Origin of the sequence: Rhizobium sp. NZLR1b (assembly GCF_019685155.1) — a bacterium.
Classification (GTDB): domain Bacteria; phylum Pseudomonadota; class Alphaproteobacteria; order Rhizobiales; family Rhizobiaceae; genus Rhizobium.
In genome coordinates this window covers 99,678-118,488 of the sequence record NZ_JABDWC010000010.1, presented here as the reverse complement: position 1 = coordinate 118,488, position 18,811 = coordinate 99,678, and the positions used below count along the sequence as shown (strand labels likewise).

The window sequence follows — 18,811 nt, the reverse complement described above, 5'->3', positions numbered from 1 at the left end:
GGCTTCATGGCTAAGAAAATCCGCGTACTGATTATCGACGATTCCGCCAGCATCCGCCAGACGCTGGCGCATGTGCTGGAGCAGGATCCCGATATCGAGATCATGGCGGTGGCATCCGACCCGTTCATGGCGGCGCGGAAGCTGCAGGAGGAGATCCCCGATGTCATCACGCTCGATGTGGAGATGCCGCGCATGGACGGCATCACTTTCCTGCGCAAACTGATGGCGCAGCGGCCGATCCCGGTCGTGATGTGCTCGTCGCTGACGGAAGCGGGCTCGGAAACGCTGATCCAGGCGCTGGAGGCCGGTGCCGTCGACGTCATTCTGAAATCGAAGATCGGGGCCGCCGACGGCCTCGCCGAAGATGCCATGCGCATTCGCGAAGTCGTCAAGAGCGCCTCGCATGCGCGGCTTTCCAACGCGCGGAGGGCCGCCGGAACCATCCGCTCGGCTGCCGCGGAGGGGCCGGCCAAGAAGCTGACGGCGGATGTGATGCTGCCGCCGCCGACGGGGCGGGCCATGGCGAAGACGACGGAGATGGTGGTCTGCGTCGGCGCTTCCACCGGCGGCACCGAAGCGCTGCGCGAGTTCCTGGAAGAACTGCCGGCAAATGCGCCTGGCATGGTAATCGTCCAGCATATGCCGGAGAAATTCACCGCGGCCTTCGCCAAACGGCTGAACGGTCTCTGCGAGGTCGAGGTCAAGGAAGCCGTCGACGGCGATCCCGTGCTGCGCGGCCATGTGCTGATCGCACCTGGTGACAAGCACATGCTGCTCGAACGCCAGGGTGCGCGTTATTATGTGAGCGTGAAGACCGGGCCGCTGGTGTCGCGGCACCGGCCTTCCGTCGACGTGCTCTTCCGTTCGGCAGCGCGCTCGGCCGGTTCGAATGCCATGGGGATCATCATGACCGGTATGGGCGATGACGGTGCGCGCGGCATGCTGGAAATGCATCAGGCCGGCGCCTACACGGTGGCGCAGGACGAGGCGAGCTCCATTGTTTTCGGCATGCCGAAGGAGGCGATCGCCAAGGGCGGCGTCGACCGTATCCTGCCGCTCGATCAGATCGCTCGCGAAGTGCTGATGACGCAGCAGAAGTTCTGAGGTCCGTTTCGACCGAACGCGAAAAAGCCGGCGATATCGCCATGCCGCCGGCTTTTATGTGCTCCGTCCGGATCAGGCGAGATATCCTCCATCGATCGTCAGGCTAGCGCCAGTGACGAAGCCGGCTTCCGCGCTTGCGAGATAGGCGGCAAGACCGGCGATCTCGCGGTCTTCGCCCAGTCTGCCGAGCGCCATCAGCGGTTTGAGGCGCTCGTGATCATCCTCGTGGGGGTTCATATCGGTTGCGGTTGGGCCGGGCTGGATATTGTTGACGGTGATGCTGCGCGGGCCCAGATCGCGGGCAAGGCCGCGGGTCATCGAGGCGATCGCGCCCTTCGTCATGCTGTAGACCGAAGATGTCGGAAAGCCGCTGCGATCGGCGGTGACGCTGCCGATGGTGATGATGCGGCCGCCCTCCTTCATGTGCTTAGCCGCTGCCTGGATGCCGACGAAAGCGGCCCGGACATTGACGGCGAACATGCGGTCGAAATCCTCGAGCGAATATTGGTCGAGCGGGTTGAGGATGAGGATGCCGGCATTGCTGACGAAAATGTCGAGCCCGCCAAAATGCTCGGCTGTCAGTGCGACTGCGTCCTGCACGGCTTTCACATCGGCACTGTCGGCCCGGATCGACAGCGCCCTGCTGCCGGCAGCCTCCAGCTCGGCGACGATCGCCTTCGCCTTGTGCTCGGAACTCGAATAGGTGAAGGCGACGGCTGCGCCATCAGCGGCGAGCCTTCGGACGATGGCGGCACCGATGCCGCGTGCGCCGCCGGTAACGAGGGCGATCTTGGTTGAAAGAGATTGAGACATGCAGGTTTCCTTTGTTTTTAGATCGATCAGTCTAGAATTGATCATGGAAAAGTCACCTCGGTGGTGCCCTTTCGTCAGCGGAGGCTTCTGATTGCCATGCGTGCGATGCCGCGAAGTATATCGGGTGAGGCGCCGTTTCGGGCGCTGATTTTCATGCCCGACAGAGCAGAGCCGAGAAATTGAATGGCGTCGGCGATATCGATATCGGTTCCGAGTTCTCCGGCCCTTTGAGCCTCGTCGAGAAGGCTCTCGATCGCCGAGTGAAGCGCGTGGCCGGCGCTGTCGGTAAGAGCTGCAATCTTGGCATCGGTGCGGCCGAATTCGCAGATGGCGCTGACGCCGAGGCAGCCGCGCCGCGCCTCGGCGGCGGGGCGCGAGGCGAAGGCGACGAGCGCGCCTTCCAGTGCCTCGATTGGCCGGCCTTCGCGGTGAAGATCGGCCATGATCTTGCCGGTGCTTTCGGTATTGTAGCGTGTCAGCGCTTCCAGATAGAGACCGCGCTTGTCGCCGAATGTGTCGTACATGCTTTGCCGGCTGATCTTCATCGCCGTCAGCAGTTTCTCGGTTGAGGTGCCTTCATAGCCGTGCTCGGAAAATACGCCGATTGCGGCGTGAAGTGCGATGTTGCGATCGAATTCCTTGTGTCGTGCCATGTCAAAGCTTTTACCGTTATTGGACTGATCTGTCCAGAATAAAATTGATGGTTTCTGGCGCCGCAGGGCAGCCATGCGTGTGTCCCCTTGAAATTTCCCTGATTTTGTGGTCTTGAGGCCGCCAATCTTTGCAGCGCTGCCTGTCATGCATGTTCAGGGACACTTCCCGCCCCTGGCAGCGCGCACCCCGTATCAGTCCCAAGGAAATGCGCCAATGGCCCGTTCAGCTCTTCTCAATGTCATGGTTCAGGCTGCCCTCAAGGCAGGAAAATCGCTGGGACGTGATTTCGGCGAAGTGCAGAACCTGCAGGTTTCCGTGAAGGGACCGGGCGACTTTGTTTCCACCGCCGACCGCAAGGCCGAAAAGATCGTCAGAGAAGAGCTGCTCAAGGCGCGTCCGACCTATGGTTTCCTCGGTGAGGAAAGTGAGGAGATCAAGGGCACGGACGGGGCGCATCGCTGGATCGTCGACCCGCTCGACGGGACGACCAACTTCCTGCACGGCATCCCGGCCTTCGCTGTCTCGATTGCGCTCGAACGCAACGGCGAGATCGTTGCCGCCGTCGTCTTCAATCCGGCGACCGACGAGCTCTACACCGCCGAGCGCGGCGGCGGCGCCTTCCTCAACGACCGGCGCCTGCGCGTCGCCGCGCGCCGCGCGCTGTCGGATTGCGTCATCGGCTGCGGCGTGCCGGCGCTCGGCAAGCGCAATCACGGCAAGTTTCTGGTCGAGCTTCGCCACGTGATGGGCGAAGTGGCGGGCATCCGCCGCCTCGGTTCGCCGACGCTCGACCTCGCCTATGTCGCGGCGGGGCGTTTCGACGGTTTCTGGGAGGTGGAGCTTGCGCCCTGGGACGTGGCAGCCGGCATCCTGCTCATCCGCGAAGCCGGTGGGTTTGCCACCGATTGGGACGGTGGGACGGCCATTCTGGAGAGCGGAGCGATCGTCGCCGGCAACGAAGCTATCCACAAGGCGTTGATCGAAGTCGTCAAGCGACCAATTCCCGCCAAGTAGGCGAACGAAAATCTGGCTGTTGTAAAGTCACGGTTTTCGCCCCGGCATACTTCAATTCGGCGCAATGTTGCTCTAGTCTCCGCCAGCAATGACTCCGGAGGCAGCGGACCCTATGGAAAATGTGAATGTGGCGGAGATCGGCTCCACCGAAAAGACGGCCGGCGGTTATGCCTACAGGCTTTCGAGCCCCATGCCGTTTCTCTGGACGATGCTGCTTTTCCTCGTCATCGTCGGCTTTATCGCCGCCATCCTTTTCCGCCAGACGCAGACCGCCTTCATGCACAATCCGGGCCTCAACGGCCTGATCGTCGGCGTTCTCGCGGTCGGAATCATTCTTGTTTTCAACCATGTACTGGCGCTTCGCCCCGAAGTGCGCTGGTTCAACTCGTTCCGCGCCGCCGGCAGCGCCGACAAGGTCAACCGCAATCCGCGGCTGCTTGCGCCGATGCGGGCGCTCATCGGCAGCCGCAAGTCTGCGCTGTCTACGACGACGCTGCGCTCGATCCTCGATTCGATCGCCACCCGCCTCGACGAATCGCGCGATGTCTCGCGCTACCTGATCGGCCTGCTTGTCTTCCTCGGCCTGCTCGGCACCTTCTGGGGCCTCATCGGCACGATCGGTTCGATCAGCATCGTCATTCAGTCGCTCGATGCCGGCTCGAACGGGACGGGGGACGTGCTCTCGGCGCTGAAGGAAGGGCTTTCCACGCCGCTTTCGGGCATGGGCCAGGCCTTCTCCTCCTCGCTGCTCGGCCTCTCCGGTTCTCTCATTCTCGGCTTCCTCGACCTGCAGGCCGGCCGCGCGCAGAATCGGTTCTACATGGAGCTGGAAAACTGGCTCTCATCGGTCACCGATGTCGGTTCCGATCTGGCACCCGCCCTCGAGGCCGTTTCCGGGGCTTCCTCGGAGGACATGCGTGAGCTCTCCGATTATCTGCGCAAGGTCTCCGAAGAGGGCGGCGCCGGCAGCCAGCGCTCCGTCGCTGCCATGGCGAGCCTTGCTGAAGGCATTCAGGGTCTCGTCAAGAACATGCGCAACGAGCAGCAGATGCTGCGCGACTGGATCGAGGCACAGCAGGACGAGGCGAAGGCGATGCGCCGCACGCTCGACCGACTGGCCGAACGCATTGGCGTGCAGGAGCGTGCGGGCGACCGGGGCGAGCGCATGCGCGACCGCGCCAGCCAGACAGAAAAGAGCGAGGGCAAGTAAGCCATGGCTCTTGCCCGCAACCGGCGCCGTGAACGCACGGTGGATTACTGGCCGGGCTTCGTCGACGCGCTGTCGACGCTGCTCATCTCAATCATGTTCCTGCTGACGGTGTTCGTCGTCGGACAGTTCATCCTCAGCCGCGAGATTACCGGACGCGATGAGGTGCTCAGTCGCCTCAACAGCCAGATCAACGAGCTGACGCAGCTTCTTGCGCTCGAAAAGGGCAGCAACCAGGACCTCCAGGATTCGGTCGCCAATCTGCAGGCCTCGCTTGCCAGTGCCGAGGGCGATCGTTCGCGGCTGCAAGCATTGCTGAGTGCCGGATCGGGTGGCCAAGATGCGGCGCAGAAGCGGATCGGCTCGATGACGCAGGAGCTCGACGAGCAGAAGCAGGTGAGCGAGCGGGCGCTCAGCCAGGTCGAACTGCTGAATCAGCAGATCGCCGCGCTTCGCAGCCAGATCGCCGCCGTCGAAGCCGCCCTTCAGGCGTCGGAGCAGAAAGACCGGGTGTCGCAGACCAAGATCGCTGATCTGGGCAGCCGCCTCAATGTTGCGCTCGCCGCGCGCGTCCAGGAGCTGAACCGCTACCGCTCCGACTTCTTCGGCCGTCTGCGCGAGATCCTTTCCGACCGCGAGAATATCCGCATCGTCGGCGATCGGTTCGTCTTCCAATCGGAAGTGCTGTTTCCCTCGGGCGGCGCCGATCTCAACCCGGAGGGGCAGGCCGAAATGGCAAAACTTGCCGCCGCCCTTCTCGACCTTGCCAAGGAAATTCCGCCGGAGATCAACTGGGTGCTGCGCGTCGACGGCCATACTGACAATGTGCCGCTTGGCGGAACCGGCCGCTATCGCGACAATTGGGAACTCTCTTCGGCTCGCGCGATTTCGGTTGTCAAGTTTCTGATCGCACAGGGTGTGCCGGCCGACCGGCTTGTTGCCGCCGGCTTCGGCGAGTTCCAGCCGATCGCGCCGGGCGAAACACCGGATGCACGCGCCACCAACCGCCGCATCGAGCTGAAGCTGACCGAAAAGTGATCAGCTTGGCATGGACTGCCGCGCCTCCTTCAGCCGGTCGGCGAGAAAATCGCGCACCGCGGGGCTGTCGCTGAGGCCGATCGCCGCCATGTAAGCGTCGGCTGCGGCGGCATCGTCGCCGGTCCGTGCCAGAAGAAAGGCTCGCACGGCCCAATAGGGCTGATATGCCGCAACGTCGCGCGGGTCGAGCTTGTCGAGCTGTTCCAGGCCGGCGGCGGCGTTCGAGGCTCTGCCGATCACCGCAGCCTGGCTGACGCGTGCGCCGAGCGTCGGTTTCATCATCACCAGTGCCGCGTAGAGTGTCGTCAGCGCCTGCCAGTCGGTCGTTCCCGAAAGCCGGCGCGCCGCATGCACGGATTGGATCGCCGCCTGGCACTGAAAGGGGCCGAAATGGTCGAAACCTCCGGCCTTGCGCAGCAGGGCATCCGCTTCGGCTATCATGATCGCGTTCCATGCAGCCGTATCTTGCTCGTCCAGCGGCACATATCGGCCATCGCTGTCGCGCCGGGCCTTGTGGCGGGCCTCGCACTGAAGCATCAGCGACAGGAGGCCGATCGCCTCCGGCTCGTCCGGCAGCACCGTCAGAAGCGCCCGGCCGAGCCAGATCGCTTCGCCGGCAAGCGAATGGTGTTCTTCTACGCCGTCGAGACCGTCCCATCCGAGGCCGTAGGCGGCGTAGATCGCCGAAAGCACGGCGGCGAGCCGCCCTGCTAGAGCCGGGCGAGGCGGGATGGCGAAGGGAATGCCGGCATCGCGGATCTTCACCTTGGCCCGCACCAGCCGCTGGCTCATCGTCTCCGGCGAAACGACGAAGGTCCGTGCGATGGTTCTCGCCTCGATGCCGAGAACGGTCTGCAGCATCAGCGCCGTATGCACGGAGCTGTCGATGGCGGGATGGGTGCAGGCGAAGAGCAGCTTCAGCCGCTCATCGGGAAAGACGGCGTGGCCAGCATCATTCATACGTTCCTCCGCCTCCTCGAAGGCGAGCGATATCGTCGTTTGCGCATTGGTCTCGACGGTACGGTGGCGGGCCGCCTGCATGAGGTTGCGGCGCGCGGCCACCAGCAGCCAGGCTTCCGGGTTGCCGGGAACGCCGCGCTCCGGCCAGACACGAAGGGCCGAAGCCAGCGCTTCCGACAATGCGTCTTCCGCCGCCGGCATGTCGCGCGAGCGGGCGGCGAGGAAGGCGATCAGCTTGCCGTAGGACTGTCGCGCTACCTTTTCGGCAGCGCGACCGGCATCGGACGGCATTACCGCCTCACATCTGCAGGCGCGGGCGCACCTCGACCGACCCCTTGTCGGAGATCGGCACGCGGGTCGCCCATTCGAGTGCGGTGTCGATGTCGGGAACGTCGATCAGATAGAAGCCGCCGAGTTGTTCCTTGCCTTCCGGATAGGGTCCGTCTTGAACATCGTGTTCCTGACCTTTGCGACGCACGATCGTGCCGGTCTCCGGGCCTGTCAGCCCGGCGCCTCCGGTCATGATCCCAGCCTGGGCGAGCGCCTTGCTGTAGGCGACCCAGCCGTCGCGATAGGCGGGATCGCTGCGACTGGCGAAATCCTCGGCGGCTTCGCGAATGATAAGAGCATATTGCATGAAAAACTCCTGATCTCGTTGTGGCGTTGATCCGGGCATCGCGATATCGGGAACATCCCGACAGCCGTGACTCCCGGAGGAGCGGTTCAGCCGTTCCGAGACAATGAGGCGCGGCCAACGGCCATTTCGACATGGTTTTCAAGAAATCTGTAAAAAAGAGAAGTGGCGCGGAGATCACAAGCAAATAGGCCGGGCTCGAGGCGCCAGCGCTGCTTATCGGCCGCGCGGAGAGGCAGGGCGGCGTTTCACGCCGCCGCTGCCATCCTGTTCAGGCTTCGGCCTTCGTCTGGTCGATGACGTCGGCACCTGGCGTGTTCTTCTTGATCGATTCGATAGCACTCATGGCGGACGCCTTCGCCTTGTAGCCTTCGGACGAGAACATGGCTTCCCCGTTCGATGCCTTGAAGCGGAAGCGGAACTCGCCGGCCTTATCCTTATAAACTTCGAATTTATACATGGATGTCTCCCGAAACGCTGAATTGCAACCATCAGCGTCAGGGAGGCTAGATCAAAATGGCGAGCTTTTCCACTGCCTTAATTAGAATTGGCTGCTCAGCGTCCAATTGCCACGATTTCCATCGGACGCAAGCGAAAGCGTCTGCGCCGCCGCCGTCACTCCATCTGGATGTTCGCGCCCTTGACCACCGGTCCCCATTTGGCGAGCTCGGCCTTCACATGGGCGCCGAGTTGCTCCGGCGTCGAGCCGACGATGGTGGCGCTGAATTCCTTCATCCTTTCGGCAACGGCGGGGTCTTTAAGCGCCTTATTGGCCGAGGCGTTGAGGCGCATCACGACCTCGCTCGGCGTCTTAGCCGGGGCGAAAAGCGCATTCCAGGTATAGGTCTCGTAACCTGCTATGCCTGACTCGGCGATCGTCGGCACGTCGGGAAAGGAGGGCGCGCGCTCGGCCGTGGTCACTGCCAGCGCCCGCAAAGTGCCGGCCTTGATGTGGCTCGACGAAGAGGGCAGGTTGTCGAACATAATCGGCACCTGATTGCCGATGACGTCGTTCAATGCCGGTCCGGCGCCCTTATAGGGAATGTGCTGCATGCTGACGCCAGCCATGGCTTTGAAGAGCTCGCCGGAAAGATGCAGCGGCGTGCCGTTGCCCGACGAGGCATAGCTGTATTTGTCGGGCTCGGCCTTCAGCAGCGCGACCAGTCCCTGCACGGTCTTTGCCGGCAATTCCGGATTAACGACCAGCACGTTCGGCACGACGACAAGCAGTGAGACCGGCGCGAAATCCTTCTCGGGATCATAGGGGGTCGACTTGAGGATCAGCGGATTGAGCGCGTGGGTCGCGACGGTGCCCATCAGAATGGTGTAGCCGTCAGGTTCAGCACGGGCGACGTTATCCGCGCCGAGATTGCCGCCGGCGCCAGCGACGTTTTGGACGATCACCTGCTGGCCGAGATCCTCCGACATCTTCTGCGCGACGATGCGGGCAACGACATCGGTCGAGCCGCCGGCCGCGAAGGGCACGACCATGGTGATCGCACGATCGGGAAAATCCGCGGCAGCGGCTGATGTGCCGGCGGCAAGGGCCGCAAGCACGCCGAAACCGAGCGCAAGGCCCGCACGTCGCGTCATATCGAAAGGCGCCATTCCTATCTCCTCCCAAGAATTTCGATAGCGATATTCCCCACCCCGGGGAATGTAGAGCTTAGGGCAGGAGGCACGAAAGACAACCGCAGGGAGGTGCGGGGGAGCCAGACTTTATGGGTATTCGGCGACACGTTTCCCGCTCGCGCATCGTCGGACGCTCAGCCGAGAGCATCCCAGTCCGGGGCAAACGGTGGCCGAACGAAGCGTTGATCCTTCAGCAGCGCCGCGACGGCTGCGCGATCCTCGTCGTCGAATCCGAGCTTGCGCAGCCCCACCGATGCTTCTCCGGCGAGGCTGGCCGCTGTCAGTCGGCCGCCTCGGGGCGGCTCTGGCCGACCAGTTCCGCGATGACGCTTGCGAGTGTCACGGTGCCCTTGACCGCCGACTTGCCCTGGTCTTGGAAGGCGATCCAGCCCTCGTTGAAGCCGTCGAGCATGCGGATACGGGACTGCGGGTTCCGAGCGCCCTGAGCGCGGAAGATCTGCTCCCAGCTGTCGCGCGCCAGAATCTCGACCCCGACGGGATGTCCGAGGGCTCTCGTGAAGGCGAAAGCGATGTCTTGCGGCGATACGCGGGCCGGCCCTTCCAATTCGACGACCCGCGTCCCGCTCCAGTTCTCGCGCAAGAGTGCGGCCGCCGTGCGCCCGACATCTTGCGTCGCGACCATCGGAAAGGTTTTGTCGGCCGGCTGCAGGAAGCTGCGCAGGACGCCTTCGTCACGCGCGGCTGGGATGTCCCACAGGGCATTCTCCATGAACCAACTGGGCCGCAGGAAGGTAATCGGCAAACCGAGTTCGCCGAGAGCCTGCTCCAGCAGCGTGCGCTGGGTCAAAAGGTTCTCATGCGGCGCGTCCGCCCCAATGGCCGACAGGCAGACGATCTTGGCGGGACGCGCCTCGGTCAGAGCGGCCACCAGCGCCTCGACCACGCTCCGCGCTTCGGGAAAGCAGGGTTTGGGATCGAATTCCGATGGCGGCAGGATGAAGACGCCCTCGGCACCGCGGAAGGCGGCGGCGAGACTCACCGCATCGTCCATCTCGGCGAGTGCGACCTCGCAGTTCATCGCCGACCATTCGGCCGCCTTGGCCCGGTCACGCAGGACGGCGCGGACGGGCAGCGTGTCGGCAAGCAGGGCGCTAGCGAGGGCGCCGCCGACCTTGCCGGTGATTCCGGTGATTGCGTACATGTCGGTTCTCCTGAAGTTGGGGCTCGCGCGGTGATCAGGCGAGCCCGGCGCGGGGATCGCAGGAAAGCCGGCTGGTAGCCGCTTGCCCACGATGGCGTTGTGGTCCCGCTTTTGTACGCCGCATCATGGAGTGATTCACGCGCATTAATATCAATGTTATAGTGATTAAAAATCACCATCATATCGGGAAGCGTCCTTCCGACATCGACGCTGGCAAGGAGGGATAGAATGGCTTTCGACACGCGGCTTCTAACCGGCGTCGGCGTCCTTGCGGCTGTCACGGAGGCTGGAAATTTCGCGCGGGCGGCCGAGATGCTCGGCCTCACGCCGTCGGGGGTGAGCCGGGCGGTGGCGCGTCTGGAGGCGCGGGTCGGCGTCCGCCTCTTCGACCGCAACCCGCGCGAGGTCAGCCTCACCGAGGAAGGACGGCGCTTCCACGCGCAGGTGATGCCGCTCCTTGCCGGTCTCGACGAGGCGGCGGCAGAGGCGGCGGGCGCTGCGGCGGTCGTGCGTGGCCGACTGCGCGTATCCGTTGACCCCTGGTTCGCCCGAATGGTCCTCGCGGCGACGCTCCAGCAGTTTCTGGTGCGTTATCCGCTTCTGTCGGTCGATTTGTTCACCAGCAACTACCGGGAGGAGATGATGGCGGGCGTCGATGTGGCGGTGCGCTTCGGGCCACCGGATGGGTCATCGCTCATCGTGCGCAAGCTCCTCGAAACACCGATCCTGACGGTTGCCGCGCCGGCTTATCTCAAACGCCATGGCCAACCGCGGTCGCCCTATGATCTCGCCCACCACGAGGCGCTCCGCTTCCGCGATCCACAGACGGGATTGCCGTTTCCGTGGGAGTTCCACCGAGGCGGCGAGCTCGTCGAGGTCAAGATGTCCAGCCGGCTGGTGTTGGATGATCCTTCCGTCGCGGTGTCCGCCTGTGTGGCGGGCCAGGGGGTGTTCCAGAGCCTCGCCGTGGGTCTTGCACCCTTCCTGGCACGTGGTGAACTGGTGCGGATCCTTCCGGACTGGTCGGAGGAGCTTTATCCGCTCTATGCTTATCAGCCCTCGCGCCATCTCCCTCCGGCAAAGGTCAGAGCGTTTCTGGACTTCATCCAAGAGATTGCGGCCGGATTGTGAGGCGCTAGTCGTTCATGCGCCCGGAAAACGCGAGTGGCTATTTCGTGGCAGCGAGCACATCCTCGTTGGCGGCGTCGAATTGCAGCCGCGCCAGCCGCGCATAGATGCCGCCATGGCGGATCAGGCTCTGGTGGGTGCCCTCCTCGACGATGCGGCCCTGATCCATGACGAGGATGCGGTCGGCCTTCAATACGGTTGCTAAGCGATGGGCGATGACGAGCGTCGTGCGGCCGTCCACCAGGCCGTCGAGTGCCTTTTGCACCAGCGTCTCGCTTTCGGCGTCTAGCGCGGAGGTCGCCTCGTCGAGCAGCAGCACCGGCGCGTTCTTCAGGATGGCGCGAGCGATGGCGATGCGCTGGCGCTGGCCGCCGGAGAGGGTAATGCCACGTTCGCCGACCTCGGTCTGGTAACCCTGATCCAGCCGCGTGATGAATTCATCGGCCTGGGCCGCAAGGGCTGCTGCGCGGATCTCGTCATGCGAGGCTCCGGGACGGCCGAAGGCGATGTTATCATGGATCGAGGCGGCAAAGATGGTGACATCCTGGGGTACGATGGCAATGCGCTGGCGCAGCTCGTCCGGCGTCGTAAGCTGAGCGTCGACATCGTCGATTTTCACGCTGCCCAGCTGCGGATCGTAGAAGCGCAGCAGCAGCGAGAAGACAGTGCTCTTGCCGGCGCCGGAAGGGCCGACGATGGCGACCGTCTCGCCCGGCGTGATGGCGAAGCTCAACCCATGCAGCGCCGATTTGCCGGGGCGCGAGGGATAGGCAAAGTGCACATCGGCAAATTCGACGCGGCCACGGCCGGGCGAAGGAAGAGCCTGAGGGCTGGCGGGGGCGGCGATCGGCGAGACTTCGTCGAGAAGCTCGGTCAGCCGGTCGGCAGCACCGGCTGCCTGCGAGAGTTCGCCCCAAACCTCCGACAGCGCGCCCAGCGAACCGGCGGAGATGACGGCATAGAGCAGGAACTGGCCGAGCGTGCCGGCCGAAAGCGTCCCGGCGAGCACGCTGTGGGCGCCGACCCAGAGCACGGCGACGACGCTGCCGAAGATCAGCGTGATGGCGATCCCGGTCAGCAACGCGCGCGAGCGGATGGCGGCGCGGGCAGCCTCGTAGGCGGATTCGACGGCGGTGCCGTAACGCGTCGCTGCGGCATCTTCGCCGTTGAAGGCCTGGACAGTGCGGGTCGCGGCGATCGTCTCGTTGGCGAAGGCGGAGGCACCGGCAAGCGTATCCTGGGCAGCGCGTGAGCGCTTGCGCACCGAGCGGCCGAAGGCGACGAGCGGGAAGACGATCAGCGGGATCGCTCCGATGACAAGGCTGGAAAGCTTCGGCGAAGTGACGATCATCATGCCCATCGCGCCGAGACAAAGGATGAGATTTCTGAGCGCCACCGAGGCTGTGGCGCCGACGGCGGATTTGATCTGCGTCGTATCGGCGGTCAGGCGCGAAACGATTTCGCCGGACTGGTTGACGTCGAAGAAAGAGGGCGACAGCCTCGTCACATGGGAAAAGACATCGCGGCGAAGATCGGCGACAATGCGCTCGCCGATGGTGATAACGAAATAATAGCGCAACGCGCTTGCGACCGCGAGCACGACAGCCATGATCATCAGCATGGCGAAGTAGCTGTTGATGAACCGACCGTCGGACTGGGTGAAGCCATGGTCGATCATGCGACGCACGGCGAGCGGCAGCGCCAGCGAGGTGATGGCGGCAAGCGCCAAGGACATCAACGCGCCAGCCACCAGGCCGCGATACCGTATGACGTAGGGCGTCAGCCTGCCGAGCGGCCGTAGCGACCGCCTCTTGTTTTCCTCAGCCCGTGCCTGCTCTGCCAACTCGTCTCCGATCGCCCGCAGGACCCGCTCAATGCGGCCTGCTGGCTCTTGTTATCTAGGCGTCCTTCATGTATAGGCACCGCATCCTAATGGGAAGCCGTAGCCATCATGACTGCGGCTTCATTTATTCAATCGGTTCTTTGGCCGCAACTGCATGCGGCAAATTGAACTCCGGTAGCGCAGGAAGATTGTTATGAAGGCAGGCATCCATCCCGAATATCACATGATCAAGGTGGTCATGACCGATGGCACCGAATACGAAACCCGCTCGACCTGGGGTTCGGAGGGTGCTGTCATGAACCTCGAAATCGATTCCAAGTCGCATCCGGCCTGGACCGGCGGCAACCAGCAGCTCATGGACCGCGGTGGCCGCGTCTCCAAGTTCAACAAGCGTTTCGGCGGCCTCGGCCTCTAATCGCTTTTGCTCGATGGAATTGAAGAGAGCCCGGTTTTGCCGGGCTTTTTTGCGTTCTCGATGTTCGGAAATAGCTGAGTTAGCAAGCAAATAAAAACCGGCCGCAGACGCGGCCGGTTTTTATCGAATTCTCGCAGATACGGTCAGTTGTTGCCGAAGGCGGTCTGGAGTAGGGAAAGCTGGGCCTGGACGCTGTTCTGATTGTCATGAACGATCACAGCTTCGGACGGGCGGTAGATCTCGCGGTCGAGCAAGGCGATACGGTTCTGCAGACGCAGCGAGCGCTCAACGAGGTCGCGGAAGGATTCCGGCAGGTCGCCCCAGCCCGGCGCGGCGCGGTCGACGTTGAAGCCATCGAGACGAACCTTGTTCTTTTCGGCCAGCACCTGGTCGCGAGACATTTCGCCATTGTTGACGGCGCGCTGCAACAGCAGCCAGGAGGCCATCTGCATGAGGCGGGTGGTGAGACGCATCGATTCTGCGGCGTAGAGAACTGAAGCCATCCGCGGCAGAACCTTGGAAGCGGCGCGGCCCTGGCCATCCAGATAGGCGGCAGTCTCTTCGACCAGCGACATGCCTTCCGCATAAAGTGCCTTGAACTGCGAGGATGCAGCGGCGCGACCTGCAAAACTGATCGTGTTCAATCCAACTTCCGACATCGCAATAGTCCCTGTTGCACGCAGCTACATATATTCAGGTAACGCGGGCACCGACGGAAAAGTTTCCGAGCCCGGTCTTTATGACTTTAAGATGGTATCATTAGCCCAAATGCGCAAGCCGTTTCTTAAGAAAGGGTTAATCTCCACAGTTTCGTGGAGAAGCGCAGGCCAGAGGAAAAAGAAGAGCCGCAAAAGCGGCTCTCAAGGTAAAACAGGGAGAAAAATCAGACCAATTCACCGCTTGGAAAACTGTCTGAGATCCAGAGAAAATCCGGATGAGTACAGTAATACCTTATAAAGCTTAATAATTTATTAACATTGTGCCGAAGTAAGACTTGAGGCGAACTCGTTTATCCGCCTACAGCCTTGATTTTCGGAGTTTTATCGGACTACGAGCGGAAAAAGCTTTCCGCCGCCTGCCGCCCGGAAGCCTTGCGGGCGGCTTCGGCCTCGAGACGGGCGATCTCCGCCTTCAGCAAATCCACCCGCGCGTTCAGTTCGTCCACCGAAAGCATGGAGAGATCGGCGCCGATCTCGTGGGCGGTCTTCTTCTGCGGCCGGTCGTCATCGATGAAGCTCATGGGTTCTCCTCCGTTGCTGCCTGAAGCATCCTGCCGAAAAGTTACGGAATCGGAATTTAGGCCGATCCGGCCTGAATTCATCCTCAACTCTGTTTTTATGCGTGTCGCTATGCCGGAACCGCTGCACCCTTTCGGGCGACCTGCATTAGCCGAACTTTACAGCGGGATCACCGCTTTCGGGAGACTTCCCGGTTTCAGGCGGTTTGCCAGCGCCGCGATCGGCAAGCGACATGCTTTGCGGTGTCAGCATCGGCGAGGTGCCGGTCGGGATCGTCGTGTAGGCGTCACGATCGCTGGCCGGGACGGCGGCGCGGATGCGGCTCCGGATGATCGCGTAAACGGTGATCAGCACGTGGGCGATGGCGGTGACGAGGAAAAGCGCATGCGGAGTGATCACCGACATGACGGGACCGCCGATCGTCGGGCCGATTACCGTGCCGATGCCGTAGAGCAGCAGCAGTCCACCGGAGACCTTGACGAAATCCTCCGATGCCGCGAAGTCGTTCGCGTGGGCGACGGCGATCGGATAGAGCGTATTGGCCACCGCGCCGTAAAGGACCACGAGCCCAATCAGCAAGGCGGGCGACGTCGGGTGGAGCAAAAAGATCAGCAAGCCGGCAAGGGCGGCGACCCCGGACATGGCAGCGAGCACATAGCGCCGGTCGATGCGATCGGAAAGCCGGCCGGCCGGCAGTTGCATCACGGCGCCGGCGAAGATGGTGGAGCTCATCATGATGGCGATGCTGGTGTCGGAGAGCCCGGCGCCTGCGCCGAAGACGGCGCCGAGCGTACCGTAGGCGCCGTTGGCGATGCCGACGAGCAGAATGCCGAGGCAGGAGACCGGCGAATTGCGATAGAGCGCCGGCAGGTCGAGGCGCACCGCCTTCAGCGGCTGCGGCGAAGCGGCGGTCGAAAGCGTCGTCGGCAGCATGGCAATGCAATAGAAGATGCCGCAGATCATGAACAGCACCGGCGTGCGCACATCCTCGAGCGGGATCATCATCTGGCCGCCGACGACGCCGAGCAGCGTGATGCCGATATAGAGCGAGAAGATCGCGCCGCGGCTTTCGTTGCTGGCGCGCTCGTTCAGCCAGCTTTCGATGATCATCGAGGTGCCCGCCGTGGAGAAGCCGGTGACGGCGCGCAAGACGACCCACCAGACCGGATGGATGAGGATACCGCTGACCAGGGCGATGATGGCGATGATCGAGATAAAGCCGGAGAAGGCGCGCACATGGCCGACGCGGCGCACCAGCTTCGGCGCCACTAGGCAGCCGATGACGAAGCCTCCGGCCCATGAGGTGCCGAGCAGGCCAAGTGTCGTCGTGGCATAGCCTTCGAGATTGCCGCGCACGGGAAGCAGGATGCCCTGCAGGCCGTTGCCCATGAAAAGGAAGAGCGTGCCAAAAAGCAGCGCGGCGACGGACAGAAGGTTTCTCTTCATTTCCCCAGACTCGGTCTCAGTGATTTTGAAATAGACATAAGGCAGGACCTGCGTCAGCCAGCCTCAAGATGATTGATTGTGCCCCGGAATGTCTTTACGGCGTGTGGAGATCCTGTGTTCGCGCGGAAAAATGTCCGTCCTGTGACATTCCGAAAAATGGAAAAAATAAAGCATGACAAAGCTGATAGCCTTGCTGCTCATCCTTGCCATGGCGATACAGGTGATCAAGCCGCTCGGGTTTCCCGGCCTCAGGCGGCGGATGGATTTCTGGAAGATCGCGCTGATCGCTTTCGCCGTCTGGGCATTGGCATTGCTTTCGCGCGACTTCCTGATGTAACCCCTCGATCACATGAACCGGAGGCACGGCCCAAACTGCGGTCACTAGTCCTGCAGAATAATTTCTCCACGCATGACGGAAACGCAGCGTCCCGAGATGACGACATCGGTGACGATGCCGCCCGATTTCACGACATCGAGGGTGATGACGCTGCGGCGGCCCATTTCGACGCCCTGTTCGACGGTGATGCGGACGTTCATATCGGCGGCCGGCGCAAGCGAAACGAGATAGGCGCCGAGTGCGGCCGAAGCGCTGCCGGTTGCCGGATCTTCGGGCACATTGTCGAGCGGTGCGAACATGCGGGCGCGGATAGTCCACGGATCGTCGGATGCGCGGACATAGAGGAAGAGCGAGAAGTCGTGGCCGCTCGTCGTCTGCCGGCCGGCAGCCGCCTGGAAACCGGTAAGGTTCGGGCGGGCGGCGGCCAGCGCTTCGAGCCCATCCAACTCGGCGACGGCGAAGTTCAGCCCGACGGACGCAAAGACCGGGGCGTGGACGGTGCTGACGACGACGCCGGGTTCGAGCGAGACGCAGCCGGCGATGGTTTCTTCGGCAATGGTCTCGCCGATCGCCAACGGCTGCGGCGCGCGGATGGCGGTGGCCTCGATCCGTCCGTTGTTGCGTTTCAGGCTGACTTCGACGATGCCGGCCTTTTCCTCGAAGCGCAGCTTCTCGCCGACCGGCTTGCCGAAGATCTCCGTCCGCTGGCCGAGCACATAAGCGGTGCCGACATTCGGATGGCCGGCGAAAGGCACTTCCATCGTCGGGGTGAAGATGCGCACGCGGGCGGAATTCTCAGGGTCTTCGGGCGGCAGGACGAAGGTGACTTCGGAATAGTTGAACTCGGTGGCGATCTTCTGCATCGCCGCGTCGGTCAGGCCGCGCGCATCGGAGATGACGGCAAGCGGATTGCCCTCGAAGCGGGTGGAGGTGAAGACATCGACGGTGACGTAGGAGAGGGTGTCCATGGCGGCTCCTGCTGCAGTTGCCGCTATGGATAAGCACGATCTTGCGGCGAGGCGAGCCGCTTTCTTGTCGCCGTGACAATGCAGGAAGGGGCGGCAACATGGTGTTGTCGCCCCTTCTTTATCGGAGTTAAGGCTGCTGAAAAAATCAAGCTGCCTTTTCGAGGTCCTTCTTCCAGCTGCCCTTGGCCGCGAGGCTGTTCATCTCGGCACGGTGGGTGAATTCGCGCTGGCCGGCGGCGACGTTCTCAGGCTTGCCGTTCCAGGCCTTGAGGGCGCTGTCCTGCAGGGCGCGGCCGTAGGAGAAGGTGACGAGCCAGGGCAGGTCGGCACTGGAATTGATGGCGGAAAGATGCGCCGTCGCTTCTTCGGTCGTCTGGCCGCCCGACAGGAAGGCGATGCCGGGGACGGCGGGCGGAACGGTCGCCTTCAGAACCTTGACCGTGCGCTCGGCAACTTCCGCGACCGAGGCCTTGCGGGCGTTCTTGCCGTCGATGACCATGTTTGGCTTCAGGATCATGCCTTCGAGGTTGACGCGGGCATCGGCCAGTTCCTCAAAAACGATGCGCAGCGTCGATTCGGTGACTTCGGCGCAGCGGTCGATCGTGTGGTCGCCCGGTTTCCCGTCCATCAGGCATTCCGGCTCGACGATCGGAACGATCCCGGCCTCCTGGCAGAGTGCGGCATAACGAGCAAGCGCCTGAGCGTTGGCGCGGACGGAACCGCGGGTCGGCAATGTCGACGAGATGGCGATGACACCGCGCCACTTGGCGAAGCGGGCGCCGGCTTCATAATAGCGGGCAAGGCGTTCGCCGAGGCCATCGAGGCCTTCGGTGATGGTTTCCGCAGGATATTTCGCCATCGGCTTGGCGCCGGTGTCGACCTTGATGCCGGGAATGGCACCTGCAGCGCGAATGATGTCGACGAAAGGCGTGCCGTCCGCGGCCTTCTGGAAAAGGGTCTCTTCGAAGAGGATGACGCCGGAGATATATTTCTTCATCGCCTCGTCGGAGCGGAAGAGCATCTCCCGGTAGTCACGACGGCTGGTTTCGGTCGATTCCAGGTTGATGGTGTCGAAACGCTTCTTGATGGTGGAGGTCGATTCATCTGCCGCAAGCAGTCCCCGGCCGCCTGCAACCATCTGCACTGCAATGTCTTCCAGTCGTTCGCTCATCTCGTTCTCTCCACAGCATTAAACATCGGCGATTTAAGAATATAGGA

The 18,811-nt window shown here is 62.8% G+C and carries 20 protein-coding genes; 7 read left to right on the top strand and 13 right to left on the bottom strand.

Annotated elements, in window-relative coordinates; all coding sequences use genetic code 11:
- Positions 1 to 6: 6 nt before the first annotated feature.
- Positions 7 to 1,104, top strand: a complete 1,098-nt coding sequence (locus HJB84_RS16735) for a chemotaxis response regulator protein-glutamate methylesterase (RefSeq protein ID WP_207581718.1) — start codon at positions 7 to 9, stop codon at positions 1,102 to 1,104.
- Positions 1,105 to 1,176: 72 nt separating this feature from the next.
- Here HJB84_RS16735 and HJB84_RS16730 read toward each other — a convergent pair whose 3' ends face one another.
- Positions 1,177 to 1,917, bottom strand: a complete 741-nt coding sequence (locus HJB84_RS16730; RefSeq protein WP_207581717.1) for a 3-oxoacyl-ACP reductase family protein — start codon at positions 1,915 to 1,917, stop codon at positions 1,177 to 1,179.
- 74 nt (positions 1,918 to 1,991) lie between these two features.
- The gene (locus HJB84_RS16725) at positions 1,992 to 2,570 is read right to left on the bottom strand and encodes a TetR/AcrR family transcriptional regulator (RefSeq protein WP_207581716.1); all 579 of its coding nucleotides are present in this window, start codon (positions 2,568 to 2,570) and stop codon (positions 1,992 to 1,994) included.
- Between the two features lie 214 nt (positions 2,571 to 2,784).
- On the opposite strand from HJB84_RS16725, the gene HJB84_RS16720 reads away from it, so the two are divergent.
- The 3 genes from HJB84_RS16720 (at position 2,785) to HJB84_RS16710 (ending at position 5,830) form a co-directional block, all read left to right on the top strand.
- Entirely contained in the window at positions 2,785 to 3,585 is an 801-nt protein-coding gene (locus HJB84_RS16720; RefSeq protein ID WP_207581715.1) for an inositol monophosphatase family protein, read from the top strand.
- A gap of 112 nt (positions 3,586 to 3,697) precedes the next feature.
- Positions 3,698 to 4,795, top strand: coding sequence for a flagellar motor protein MotA (locus HJB84_RS16715; RefSeq protein WP_207581714.1), 1,098 nt, complete (start codon positions 3,698 to 3,700; stop codon positions 4,793 to 4,795).
- A 3-nt stretch (positions 4,796 to 4,798) separates the two neighbouring features.
- On the top strand, positions 4,799 to 5,830 hold the full coding sequence (locus tag HJB84_RS16710) for a peptidoglycan -binding protein (protein ID WP_207581713.1): 1,032 nt from the start codon (positions 4,799 to 4,801) through the stop codon (positions 5,828 to 5,830).
- Here HJB84_RS16710 and HJB84_RS16705 read toward each other — a convergent pair whose 3' ends face one another.
- The 5 genes from HJB84_RS16705 to HJB84_RS16680 all read right to left on the bottom strand — a co-directional run bounded on the left by HJB84_RS16705 (position 5,831) and on the right by HJB84_RS16680 (position 10,218).
- Entirely contained in the window at positions 5,831 to 7,081 is a 1,251-nt protein-coding gene (locus HJB84_RS16705; protein WP_207581712.1) for an RNA polymerase sigma factor, read from the bottom strand.
- Between the two features lie 7 nt (positions 7,082 to 7,088).
- Positions 7,089 to 7,427 (bottom strand): YciI family protein, encoded by a 339-nt coding sequence (locus HJB84_RS16700; protein WP_207581711.1) that lies wholly within the window; start codon positions 7,425 to 7,427, stop codon positions 7,089 to 7,091.
- A gap of 268 nt (positions 7,428 to 7,695) precedes the next feature.
- Positions 7,696 to 7,884, bottom strand: coding sequence for a YegP family protein (locus tag HJB84_RS16695; protein ID WP_007631484.1), 189 nt, complete (start codon positions 7,882 to 7,884; stop codon positions 7,696 to 7,698).
- Between the two features lie 155 nt (positions 7,885 to 8,039).
- Positions 8,040 to 9,032 carry a tripartite tricarboxylate transporter substrate binding protein gene (locus tag HJB84_RS16690; protein ID WP_207581710.1) on the bottom strand — a complete coding sequence of 331 codons (993 nt, stop codon included), beginning with the start codon at positions 9,030 to 9,032 and terminating at the stop codon, positions 8,040 to 8,042.
- Between the two features lie 304 nt (positions 9,033 to 9,336).
- Positions 9,337 to 10,218 carry an NmrA family NAD(P)-binding protein gene (locus HJB84_RS16680; RefSeq protein ID WP_207581709.1) on the bottom strand — a complete coding sequence of 294 codons (882 nt, stop codon included), beginning with the start codon at positions 10,216 to 10,218 and terminating at the stop codon, positions 9,337 to 9,339.
- Between the two features lie 228 nt (positions 10,219 to 10,446).
- Between HJB84_RS16680 and HJB84_RS16675 the strand changes: the two genes are divergently transcribed.
- Positions 10,447 to 11,349 carry a LysR family transcriptional regulator gene (locus HJB84_RS16675; protein ID WP_221116405.1) on the top strand — a complete coding sequence of 301 codons (903 nt, stop codon included), beginning with the start codon at positions 10,447 to 10,449 and terminating at the stop codon, positions 11,347 to 11,349.
- A gap of 37 nt (positions 11,350 to 11,386) precedes the next feature.
- Here HJB84_RS16675 and HJB84_RS16670 read toward each other — a convergent pair whose 3' ends face one another.
- On the bottom strand, positions 11,387 to 13,189 hold the full coding sequence (locus tag HJB84_RS16670; RefSeq protein ID WP_221116404.1) for an ABC transporter transmembrane domain-containing protein: 1,803 nt from the start codon (positions 13,187 to 13,189) through the stop codon (positions 11,387 to 11,389).
- A 193-nt stretch (positions 13,190 to 13,382) separates the two neighbouring features.
- Here HJB84_RS16670 and rpmE point away from each other — a divergent pair, with 193 nt between their 5' ends.
- Positions 13,383 to 13,604 carry a 50S ribosomal protein L31 gene (rpmE, locus tag HJB84_RS16665; RefSeq protein WP_003542805.1) on the top strand — a complete coding sequence of 74 codons (222 nt, stop codon included), beginning with the start codon at positions 13,383 to 13,385 and terminating at the stop codon, positions 13,602 to 13,604.
- A 143-nt stretch (positions 13,605 to 13,747) separates the two neighbouring features.
- Here the strand turns inward: rpmE and HJB84_RS16660 are convergent, their stop codons facing one another.
- The 3 genes from HJB84_RS16660 to HJB84_RS16650 form a co-directional block, all read right to left on the bottom strand.
- Positions 13,748 to 14,263, bottom strand: a complete 516-nt coding sequence (locus HJB84_RS16660; RefSeq protein ID WP_003542804.1) for a DUF1465 family protein — start codon at positions 14,261 to 14,263, stop codon at positions 13,748 to 13,750.
- Positions 14,264 to 14,652: 389 nt separating this feature from the next.
- Entirely contained in the window at positions 14,653 to 14,844 is a 192-nt protein-coding gene (locus HJB84_RS16655) for a DUF1192 domain-containing protein (RefSeq protein ID WP_221116403.1), read from the bottom strand.
- A 145-nt stretch (positions 14,845 to 14,989) separates the two neighbouring features.
- Complete coding sequence (locus tag HJB84_RS16650) at positions 14,990 to 16,288, bottom strand: MFS transporter (RefSeq protein WP_207581705.1); 1,299 nt, start codon at positions 16,286 to 16,288, stop codon at positions 14,990 to 14,992.
- 172 nt (positions 16,289 to 16,460) lie between these two features.
- Here HJB84_RS16650 and HJB84_RS16645 point away from each other — a divergent pair, with 172 nt between their 5' ends.
- Complete coding sequence (locus tag HJB84_RS16645; RefSeq protein ID WP_207581704.1) at positions 16,461 to 16,625, top strand: hypothetical protein; 165 nt, start codon at positions 16,461 to 16,463, stop codon at positions 16,623 to 16,625.
- A 44-nt stretch (positions 16,626 to 16,669) separates the two neighbouring features.
- On the opposite strand, the gene HJB84_RS16640 is transcribed toward HJB84_RS16645, so the two are convergent.
- The gene (locus HJB84_RS16640) at positions 16,670 to 17,593 is read right to left on the bottom strand and encodes a PhzF family phenazine biosynthesis protein (RefSeq protein WP_207581703.1); all 924 of its coding nucleotides are present in this window, start codon (positions 17,591 to 17,593) and stop codon (positions 16,670 to 16,672) included.
- Positions 17,594 to 17,738: 145 nt separating this feature from the next.
- On the bottom strand, positions 17,739 to 18,764 hold the full coding sequence (locus HJB84_RS16635; protein WP_207581702.1) for a class I fructose-bisphosphate aldolase: 1,026 nt from the start codon (positions 18,762 to 18,764) through the stop codon (positions 17,739 to 17,741).
- Between the last annotated feature and the right edge of the window lie 47 nt (positions 18,765 to 18,811).

What these genes read in the sequence shown, in the direction of transcription:
- HJB84_RS16690 (WP_207581710.1), bottom strand. Translation starts at nt 9,032, where the DNA reads ATGGCGCCTTTCGATATGACGCGACGTGCGGGCCTTGCGCTCGGTTTC.
- HJB84_RS16660 (WP_003542804.1), bottom strand. Translation starts at nt 14,263, where the DNA reads ATGTCGGAAGTTGGATTGAACACGATCAGTTTTGCAGGTCGCGCCGCT.
- HJB84_RS16655 (WP_221116403.1), bottom strand. Translation starts at nt 14,844, where the DNA reads ATGAGCTTCATCGATGACGACCGGCCGCAGAAGAAGACCGCCCACGAG.
- HJB84_RS16710 (WP_207581713.1), top strand. Translation starts at nt 4,799, where the DNA reads ATGGCTCTTGCCCGCAACCGGCGCCGTGAACGCACGGTGGATTACTGG.
- HJB84_RS16640 (WP_207581703.1), bottom strand. Translation starts at nt 17,593, where the DNA reads ATGGACACCCTCTCCTACGTCACCGTCGATGTCTTCACCTCCACCCGC.
- HJB84_RS16635 (WP_207581702.1), bottom strand. Translation starts at nt 18,764, where the DNA reads ATGAGCGAACGACTGGAAGACATTGCAGTGCAGATGGTTGCAGGCGGC.
- HJB84_RS16715 (WP_207581714.1), top strand. Translation starts at nt 3,698, where the DNA reads ATGGAAAATGTGAATGTGGCGGAGATCGGCTCCACCGAAAAGACGGCC.
- HJB84_RS16675 (WP_221116405.1), top strand. Translation starts at nt 10,447, where the DNA reads ATGGCTTTCGACACGCGGCTTCTAACCGGCGTCGGCGTCCTTGCGGCT.
- HJB84_RS16725 (WP_207581716.1), bottom strand. Translation starts at nt 2,570, where the DNA reads ATGGCACGACACAAGGAATTCGATCGCAACATCGCACTTCACGCCGCA.
- HJB84_RS16680 (WP_207581709.1), bottom strand. Translation starts at nt 10,218, where the DNA reads ATGTACGCAATCACCGGAATCACCGGCAAGGTCGGCGGCGCCCTCGCT.
- HJB84_RS16650 (WP_207581705.1), bottom strand. Translation starts at nt 16,288, where the DNA reads ATGAAGAGAAACCTTCTGTCCGTCGCCGCGCTGCTTTTTGGCACGCTC.
- rpmE (WP_003542805.1), top strand. Translation starts at nt 13,383, where the DNA reads ATGAAGGCAGGCATCCATCCCGAATATCACATGATCAAGGTGGTCATG.
- HJB84_RS16720 (WP_207581715.1), top strand. Translation starts at nt 2,785, where the DNA reads ATGGCCCGTTCAGCTCTTCTCAATGTCATGGTTCAGGCTGCCCTCAAG.
- HJB84_RS16705 (WP_207581712.1), bottom strand. Translation starts at nt 7,081, where the DNA reads ATGCCGTCCGATGCCGGTCGCGCTGCCGAAAAGGTAGCGCGACAGTCC.
- HJB84_RS16700 (WP_207581711.1), bottom strand. Translation starts at nt 7,427, where the DNA reads ATGCAATATGCTCTTATCATTCGCGAAGCCGCCGAGGATTTCGCCAGT.
- HJB84_RS16645 (WP_207581704.1), top strand. Translation starts at nt 16,461, where the DNA reads ATGACAAAGCTGATAGCCTTGCTGCTCATCCTTGCCATGGCGATACAG.
- HJB84_RS16735 (WP_207581718.1), top strand. Translation starts at nt 7, where the DNA reads ATGGCTAAGAAAATCCGCGTACTGATTATCGACGATTCCGCCAGCATC.
- HJB84_RS16695 (WP_007631484.1), bottom strand. Translation starts at nt 7,884, where the DNA reads ATGTATAAATTCGAAGTTTATAAGGATAAGGCCGGCGAGTTCCGCTTC.
- HJB84_RS16730 (WP_207581717.1), bottom strand. Translation starts at nt 1,917, where the DNA reads ATGTCTCAATCTCTTTCAACCAAGATCGCCCTCGTTACCGGCGGCGCA.